Consider the following 8,274-nt stretch of genomic DNA (forward strand, 5'->3'; position numbering starts at 1 on the left):
ATAAATTGCCGGAGTAATTAATATCGCCATTAATATCCAGCGCATATTTAGGACTATCTTTTCCGATACCCACCTTGCCGTTTTGCCAGCTATCAGTACCGGAAGCATTCCAGTTTCCCGAACCGGGCGAGGTGCAATTAAAAGTATTGCCGTCCCAGGAGCAATTGGCGCCGGCAGAAATAACCGCGGATGGATTATGATAATAGGTATTCCATTGCGTGGTGGAAGCGGCAATTGGAATATTGGCGATCGACGGTTTCCAGCTGTTCCACTGGGTAGTGGAAGCGGAAAGAGGAATTTCATAATCAGCCGCCACGCCCAAAGTATTTTCATTCCAGATCAGATTATCAGCCGCGGAAATGACTGAAGACGGATTATGATAATAGGTGTTCCATTGCGTAGTGGAAGCCGTTGAAGGAATAGTGGTGTTGTGAGCCAGGGCATTCCATTGGGTGGTGGAAGCGGAAAGAGGAATTTCATAATCAGCCGCCACGCCCAAAGTATTTTCAGTCCAAGCCAAATTGTTGGCCGCGGCAATGCGAGCGGAAGGAGTGAGGTAAAAGGTTTGCCAATTGGTTCCCGAAGCGGTTAGATATCCGCCATAACCAGAATCCCAGCTGAATTCTCCGGTAGTGTTATTGTAGTTTAAGCCGGTGGCGGTTGAAGAAAGCGCGTTCAAGGATAAGTAGCTGGAGCTGGCATGAGCTAAGGTGTTCCACTGGGTGGTGGAAGCGGCTAAAGGCAAACTGTAATCACCATTCCAGGAAAATTGGCCGGTGCTGCTGCTATAATTTAAACCGGTGGCGGCGGAAGACAGGGAAGAAAGACCGATAAAATCCGAATTGCAAACCAAACCGGTGCCGGCAACATAAACGCAACCCTTGTTATGGTTAAGGGTCCCTTCTTTTACCGAGAATTCCGTGCCTTGCAATTGCAGCAAGGTGCCTCCGGCCGTGTAAGCGGGCGGCGAGGAAGTTCCGCTGCCGCCGTTGCAATCAAAAGTGTTGCCGCTCCAGGAGCAATTGATGCCGGCCTGAATCCGGCTGGAAGGGTTTTGATAAAAACTATTCCATTGCGAGGTGGAGGCGTTAAGCGACATCTCATAGTCGGGCGTGGCGCTGAAGACGCCAGTCGTATTATTATAAGTCAAGCCGACCAAGGAAGATGAAAAACTATTTAAGGTGATTTGATTGTGTTTGAGAGTGTTCCAATCGGAAGTGGAAGCGGCGAGCGGAATGGAATAATCAGGCATTACGCCAAGAGTATTTCCTGCCCATTGTAAATTGCCGGAGGTGGCGATAATTGCAGAAGGGCTATGATAAAATAAATTCCATTGCGTGGAAGAAGCCGCGGCGGGAATGATCGCGATCGACGGTTTCCAGCTGTTCCACTGGGTGGTGGAAGCGGTGGCGGGCAAAGTATTTTTCCAGCTATTCCATTGCGACGACGAAGCCGCGCTTGGGACCAGGCTGATGTAAGGTTTGAACCCGTTCCATTGCGTAGTGGAAGCCGAGAGCGGAATTTCGTAATTAGCAGCCACGCCAATGGATTTTCCCGTCCAGGCCAAATTTCCCGAAGCGCTAAAAACCGCCGAAGGATTATGGTATAAAGTGTTCCATTGGCTGGACGAGGCCGTCTGGGTTATTTCATAGCCGGAATTGATGGAAAAAACACCGGTGCCGGAAGTGTAAGTTAAACCGGCGATTGTTGAAGAGATAGCCGAGCGGGCGCGGGCGTCGGTAAAATAAAACACACCGTTTTCAGGAACAACTGAAGTGTCCAGCGTGGTCCAAGTCAAAGCTCCGCCGGAAGACATCAGCGCCTGGCCATTCAGTCCGGCCGCGGATAAACCGGTACCGCCTTGGCCGATGGACAGGGGAGTCGTCAAGCCATGAAGCGAAGTGATATTGGAGTTGGATCCGGCCGAGGCCGGCGCGATTACGCCGCAGGTGGAAGTGCTCTCAGTCGGCGGGCAATCCGGATTTAAGGTTTGTCCCGGATTATAAATGCTCGCTTGAGCCGCCAAAGGGATGGCTAGTAAAAATAAAACTCCGGCCAGCCAAGCTGCCCCTGTGTTTTTACCCTGTTGCTTTATTTTACTTTTGGGAAATATGGATTCCTCCATCATTTTATTTAATAAAATGTCATAAAATTTTATCCATATCGCTAATATTAATATTTATAAAAAACAAAAATTGAGCAGGCAATTTGTTTTGAATAATGTTTTGCACAGCTCTTATTATGTATTACATATTATAGCAAATTTTTATTGAGTTGAAAATTCTTTTTTTTCAGGAACATTAGTTAATTTGGAAAAATATTTTTTTGTGTGAAACTCGCCAAAAAATGCGTCCTTAAAGCAGATATGAAAGCGGACTGATATGCCCAATTCCGGCTTTGTAGTTATGTAGGATACCGCGCCGGCAAGAATCTCATGAAAGCCGGCCGTTTTTAAAAAGGCCCGCAATGAAAATTGCGGGCCTGGCTACAAAGAAAGAAAGGAGCAGCGAAGCTTGTCTTGATCAGCAAATTTTTTATTTTATTATCAAGCGAAGCGAGTGAAATGATCCCGCGCCTCGTGGGGATCATTTCCGAGCGAGCGATGATAAATACTTCGTCCGGCGGCACGCGAGGATACCTTTTAAAAAAGATGGGTATAGAGCTTGCCTCGCGGTTGATACCATTTATTGCTGGCGCAGAGCCGGCAGGGGAATGGGAATATTATAAGTTTTTGCTCCCACGCCCACTCCATTTTGACAGCTATTTGGTGGCGTGGTGCAAAGCGCTCTGGTCGACGGGCATTCGGCCGCCCAAAACATATAACCTAATAGGCCGCTGGTAGTTCCCGCACCTTTGGGAGCGGCGGTTTGAACAAAAGTTCCCGTACTTTTTTCCAAGGAACTTCCAAAATTAACGCACTCCGGGCACGCTTTATTGCCAGTGGTAATATACAGCGCGACAGTGAATTTACAAGGAGCCAGGGGCGGGATTGGCGGAGCGAATTGCGGTTTGCCGTCAAGATGCTCTTGCCAATCGGCTTGAGCTTCAGTAGCGCTGCGCGCCTGCCGAGCGGCTACCATGGCATTGGCATAATCAAGCACCGGGTTGGCAGTGGTGAGCCAGTCGGCCGTGGCTTTGCGGCAAATCCCGATCAGCCAGCGGTCGCCGGCGGCTAAGTCAATGGTCAAGCGGGCGGCTGGATTATTGCCGGTGGCATCATAGGGTAAAACCGAGCGATAAGCGTCAATGAACGCTTGCAGGCCGACGAGGTTCGGCGCGGAACTTTCTTCGTAATCAATCTCTATTCCCACGCCTAAGTTTTGGGCAACTGCTGCGGCGTTCAATCCTAATTGCGTCGCGTTGGCAGCCAGAGCCGTGTTCCAATCGCCGGTGTAAGTGATACCGCCGATAGAAAACATTACCCGGACATTCGCGTTCTTAAAATAGTTAATGATGTCCGCGGTCATGCCGCGCGGTATGCCGTTTAAAGTTTGGGCGTCCGTTGTTTGATTTAGCAGTTTGAGCGGATTAACAAAACTTAAGATTACCAAATTGATGGAAGGAATCCCGTCGCCGCGATTGATCAGCCAATGGTTCTTGGCATCGAAATCGGCCACGGTCCGCACTGACGCCCACGAGCAATATTCGCTGCCCGCGTGCCAGGCGCCATAGACGGAAATCGGAGTAGGCGTGCCGGTAGGGGGCGGTGTTCCACCGCCGCCGCCCTTAACCGCGGCAGTTTGCAGTTCGTTCACTTCTTTACTGGCAGTGGGTCGATCGCTAAGACTGCAACCGATTAAGGCGATTACGCCCAAACCGGCTAACAAGATCCGAAAAACTCCAGATTTTTTCATAAAACATCCTTTCTGAACAGTTAAAGGTTTTTAAAGATTTCATTCAGCGAGCACGAAATACTCGGAATTTTTGGGATATTTTCTGATAATCTCTCCTTTCTTATTATTAAAGAGCGTTCCGGGGGTATAGTTGAATTATAAAACTGATAATTTAAAATTACCACCGCCGCGACGGTAATTGTTTTGGGGGAGGATATTTTTTTATTTTTTTGTTCGGTTTGATTATCAACGCGCTTTTTTATTATACAACAATAATTAAAATTACTCCACTTTCTAAAAAGAAATATTTTTTTGATCAAATATTTTAATATTAGCTCGAGCGGGGAAGTGATTGGAATATTCGGTTATTCTTGCTAAAATGAGTCTAGGTGCCGGATAAGGCGCGGGAATATGGAAGAAAAAAATTTCTTAAAAATCAAACTCACCGGCTTTGACCGGATAAATTTAATTTTTTCCCTGATCTTGAGGATTTTTTTGGCGTTCGCCGGCGTGATCGCCGTTATTTTCAATAATTGGAATAATTTATTCTTAGTGGCTTTTGCCCTGTTCTTAACCTTTTTGCCCAACATCATCGAAAGAAGATTCAAGATAATTTTTCCTTCTTATTTCCAGGCGACGATCGTTTTTTTCATTTACGCTTCCCTGTATTTGGGCGAGATCGAACTTTTTTATGATAAGTTTTGGTGGTGGGATCTGTTCATGCATTTTTTTTCCAGCATCATCACGGCGATCATCGGCTTGGCTTGGTTCAGGATTTTGAGCAAGCATAAGCGGTTTAAAGTCAATCCGCTTTTGGCCGTGATTTTTTCCTTTTGTTTTTCGCTTTCGATCGGGGTTCTTTGGGAAATTGTCGAGTTCAGTCTTGATTATATTTTTAGCACCAACATGCAAAGATCCAGCCTGGTTGATACGATGACCGATCTGATCCTGAATTTTTCGGGCGCCGTGATCGTTTCGATCGCGGGTTTTGTCTATTTGAAAAAGCGCCAGTTTGAAGAAAAAGCAGACGCTTGATTTTTTTGGTTATTTTAGCTAATATACATAAATGTATATTGCCGGCGTAGCTCAATTGGTACCTGCCTGCCGGCAGGCAGGGAGCAACAGTAAAATTTTTTTGCCGAGGTAGCTCAGTTGGTGGAGCAATAGTTTTGTAAACTAAAGGTCAAGGGTTCGAATCCCTTCCTCGGCTCATGCAAAAGTTTAAGATTTATAGCTTAGGCTGCAAGGTTAATCAGTATGACGGCGGCGAATTAGGCGGATTGTTAAGATCCGCCGGTTTTATTTTAGTTAAAAATGGCGCGGATCTGGCCATTGTCAATTCTTGCGCCGTGACCGCCGGGGCGATCAAAAAAAACAGGGAGATGATCAAAAAAGCGCGGAAAGAAAATCCGCGCGCCAAAATAATTTTAACCGGCTGCTGGCCGCGAGTCGCAACCAAAGAAGCGAACAGAGTCGGTGTTGATATGGTTTGGTCGAAAAAAAATATTTCCGAACTTGTTGAAAAATTGAATCATGAATTAGGATTTAAGAATAAAGAAATTAAAAAAAGACTTAATTCTAAATTTTTAAATCTTAATTCTATAATTTTAAAAAATGCACCCGGCGGTTTAATGGAAAGAAATCAGGGAAGATCAAGATATTTTTTAAAAGTTCAGGATGGCTGCGAGCAATTCTGCTCTTATTGCATTATTCCGTTTACGCGCGGAAAGTTGCAGAGCCGGAAGATTGCCGAGGTTGTTGCCGAAGCGGAAACGGCGGTGAAAAAAGGTTATCGGGAAATAATTTTATGCGGAATCCATCTCGGGCTTTTTGGCATAAATAATGTCGGCAAAATACCCACCCCCCAACTTCGCTCCGCGGCGGAGCTTCGTTGGGCAAGCTATTCTTTAAAAGATGGCACCCTTGCCCTGCCGGAGCTTCAGCGTAGGCGGGCCTCCCAAGAGGGGAATTTAAAAAGCGCGAACCTTTTAAAACTATTGCAAGAATTGGTCAAGATCAAAGATTTGCAAAGAATCAGATTAAGTTCGATCGAAGTAACCGAAGTGAGTGATGAATTGATTAATTTTATGGCGGGCGAGAAAAAGATGTGCCGGCATTTGCATGTCCCGCTCCAGTCCGGCTGCGATAAGATCTTGCGGCTGATGAAGCGGCCTTATGATCTTAAATTTTTTGCCACGAAAATAAAAAAGTTAAGAAAAAAAATGCCGGATATCGCGATCAGCGCCGATGTGATCGTCGGCTTTCCCGGCGAAACTGCCAAAGATTTTTTGGAAACGAAAAAATATATCGAGAAAATGAAATTCAGCCGCTTGCATGTTTTTTCTTTTTCGCCTCATCCTTTGACTGCCGCGGCCAAATTACCCGGCCGGATCGAAACAGGGGAGATCAAAAAAAGATCTGATATTTTAAGAAAAATTAGAGAAAAAATGGCTGCCGCTTTTACTCGAAAGTTCCAAGGGAAAATTTTAGAAGTCGTGGTCGAGCACAATCGCTCGTCCCGCACCGGAAAATTAAAAGGGGAAAAAATGAAAGGTAAAACGCAATATTATTTTGATGTTTATTTCGAACCTAAGCAAATAATCTCGCCGTTCAAACCTGGAAAGCGGTTGATCGGCCAAGTAATCAAAATCAAAGCTTCGTGATATAATAGAATTACAAATATTATCTTTTTATGGTGAAAAAAATAGCAATTATAACGCTGGCGATTTTTTGTTTTTCGATCTGTTTGCCGGCTCGTGCCGCGGCTGATTCCGCGCTTGCAGTCCGGCTTTCGGGCCGGATATTGCTGGCTGTCGAGCAAAGAGGGGAGGCGTGGTATGTCAATCCGAAAAATTTGGAGCGCTATGCGCTGACTGATCCGGCCAAAGTTATTAAAGAAGTTGGCATCGGCATCACCAATGCCGATCTGGCAAAAATTCCGCTCGCCGGCTCAAGCGCTAAAATCACCGATCGAACCCAAATCAATTTTATCGCCCGCGTCAAAGGAAAAATTTTCTTGCAAGTGCAAGACCGCGGCCAGGCCTGGTATGTCAATCCGGTTGATGGCAAAAGATATTATCTGATCACGCGCGAAGGTATTGCCGCGGTAATCAGGAAATTAGGTTTGGGAATTTCCAACGCCAATCTGGCGCAAATAACCATTGCCCCGTCTTCTTTGACTCAAGCCGGAAATCAGAGCGGGCTTAATCCGGCCACGACCGCCGTGCCGTACGATCTGAACTATCTGGAGCGGAAAATCAACAGCTTAGTGAACGCCGAACGCGTCAAGAACGGCTTGCCCCCGCTTGCCGGGAATGCTGATATCGCGGCGGTGGCCAGAGAACACAGCCAAAATCTGGCTCAAGAGAATCAGGCGCTGACCGCGTTAAATAAAGTTTGCGATTACTTCATGATCCATCACCAGGGATTCAGCTTCGGGCTCAACGAGAGCGACCGGCTGGCCAATCGCGGCATCTATTATTTTTCCAACGCGGGTGAAAACATCGCGATTCAAGGCGGCAAAGAAATTATTTTTATTACGACAGCGGGCGCGGCTGATCAGAATTCAATCGACAATTGCCTGGCCGCCGTCTCCAGCGCCAATGACGCGCTCCGGACCAGTTTGGAATCGAACATCAGCGCGGCGGATAAAATAAATCTGATCCAATCGGAAATTGCCAAAAGAAAATTAGAATTTGCCGCGGAGAATCCCGTCAGAGTCACTGGCATTTCCTATGCCGGCAATGACGAGATGGCTTCGGAGATCGTGCTGGGCTGGATGGCGAGTCCCGGCCACCGGGCTAATATTTTGCGCCCGGAATTCAATGAAGCCGGTATCGGGGTCGCTTATGTCAACGGCTATATCATCGCGACGCAAGATTTTATTACCAGGATCTCTTGCGGTTATCAGGGCGCTCCGTGCTGCCCTTCCTATTCTTGCTATGTGCCTAATACTTGCCGGCAAGATAGCATTTGCCGATAACAAAGAACAAGGAACATAGAACAAAGAGCAAAAAATATAAAACAAATGTTCTGTGTTCTATGCTCTTTGCTCTTGCGTTGGCGTTGACAATAGTTTAAAAAAATCATATAATATAGAGAATTTAATAGTTAAATTTAAAGGCTAATAATGAATAAAAAAATTAGCAAACTTTATTTGATAATTATCCTGGCCGGGCTTTTGGTTTGGCCTTTTTACGGCTCGGCTTATACCGGCACGGTTCAAACCGATTATCCCAAATTGGCTAATTATTATTTGCGCTGGGACATCCCCAATACGGAAGTGGATAATCTGGCCAAATGGGATGTTTTGGTTTTGGACATGGAAGTCCAGCATAATAGCTTGGCCAATCTAAGAAAATTGCGCCAATTAAATCCCAATATTATTATTTTGGCCTATATCACTTCTGAAGAAATATATAGTACGCCGCAGGATTCGATG

The 8,274-nt window shown here is 46.0% G+C and carries 6 protein-coding genes and 1 tRNA gene; 5 read left to right on the plus strand and 2 right to left on the minus strand.

All coding sequences use genetic code 11. The features are described 5' to 3' along the window. The coding region (locus PHE24_06925) for a hypothetical protein (GenBank protein ID MDD4902830.1) at positions 1-2,125 on the minus strand (2,125 nt) is incomplete at its 3' end. A 559-nt stretch (positions 2,126-2,684) separates the two neighbouring features. Continuing rightward, complete coding sequence (locus tag PHE24_06930; GenBank protein MDD4902831.1) at positions 2,685-3,854, minus strand: hypothetical protein; 1,170 nt, start codon at positions 3,852-3,854, stop codon at positions 2,685-2,687. 390 nt (positions 3,855-4,244) lie between these two features. Between PHE24_06930 and PHE24_06935 the strand changes: the two genes are divergently transcribed. The 5 genes from PHE24_06935 to PHE24_06955 all read left to right on the plus strand — a co-directional run. Further along, positions 4,245-4,868 (plus strand): hypothetical protein, encoded by a 624-nt coding sequence (locus PHE24_06935; GenBank protein MDD4902832.1) that lies wholly within the window; start codon positions 4,245-4,247, stop codon positions 4,866-4,868. Between the two features lie 102 nt (positions 4,869-4,970). Continuing rightward, positions 4,971-5,043 (plus strand) — tRNA-Thr (locus PHE24_06940). Position 5,044: 1 nt separating this feature from the next. Continuing rightward, positions 5,045-6,496 (plus strand): radical SAM protein, encoded by a 1,452-nt coding sequence (locus tag PHE24_06945; protein MDD4902833.1) that lies wholly within the window; start codon positions 5,045-5,047, stop codon positions 6,494-6,496. Between the two features lie 29 nt (positions 6,497-6,525). After that, positions 6,526-7,815, plus strand: coding sequence for a CAP domain-containing protein (locus tag PHE24_06950; protein ID MDD4902834.1), 1,290 nt, complete (start codon positions 6,526-6,528; stop codon positions 7,813-7,815). Positions 7,816-7,962: 147 nt separating this feature from the next. Further along, positions 7,963-8,274, plus strand: a 312-nt coding sequence (locus PHE24_06955; protein MDD4902835.1) for a hypothetical protein, incomplete at its 3' end; no start/stop codon positions are given.

It is taken from the genome of Patescibacteria group bacterium (assembly GCA_028707065.1).
Lineage (GTDB): Bacteria > Patescibacteriota > Patescibacteriia > Patescibacteriales > WJLG01 > JAQTUZ01.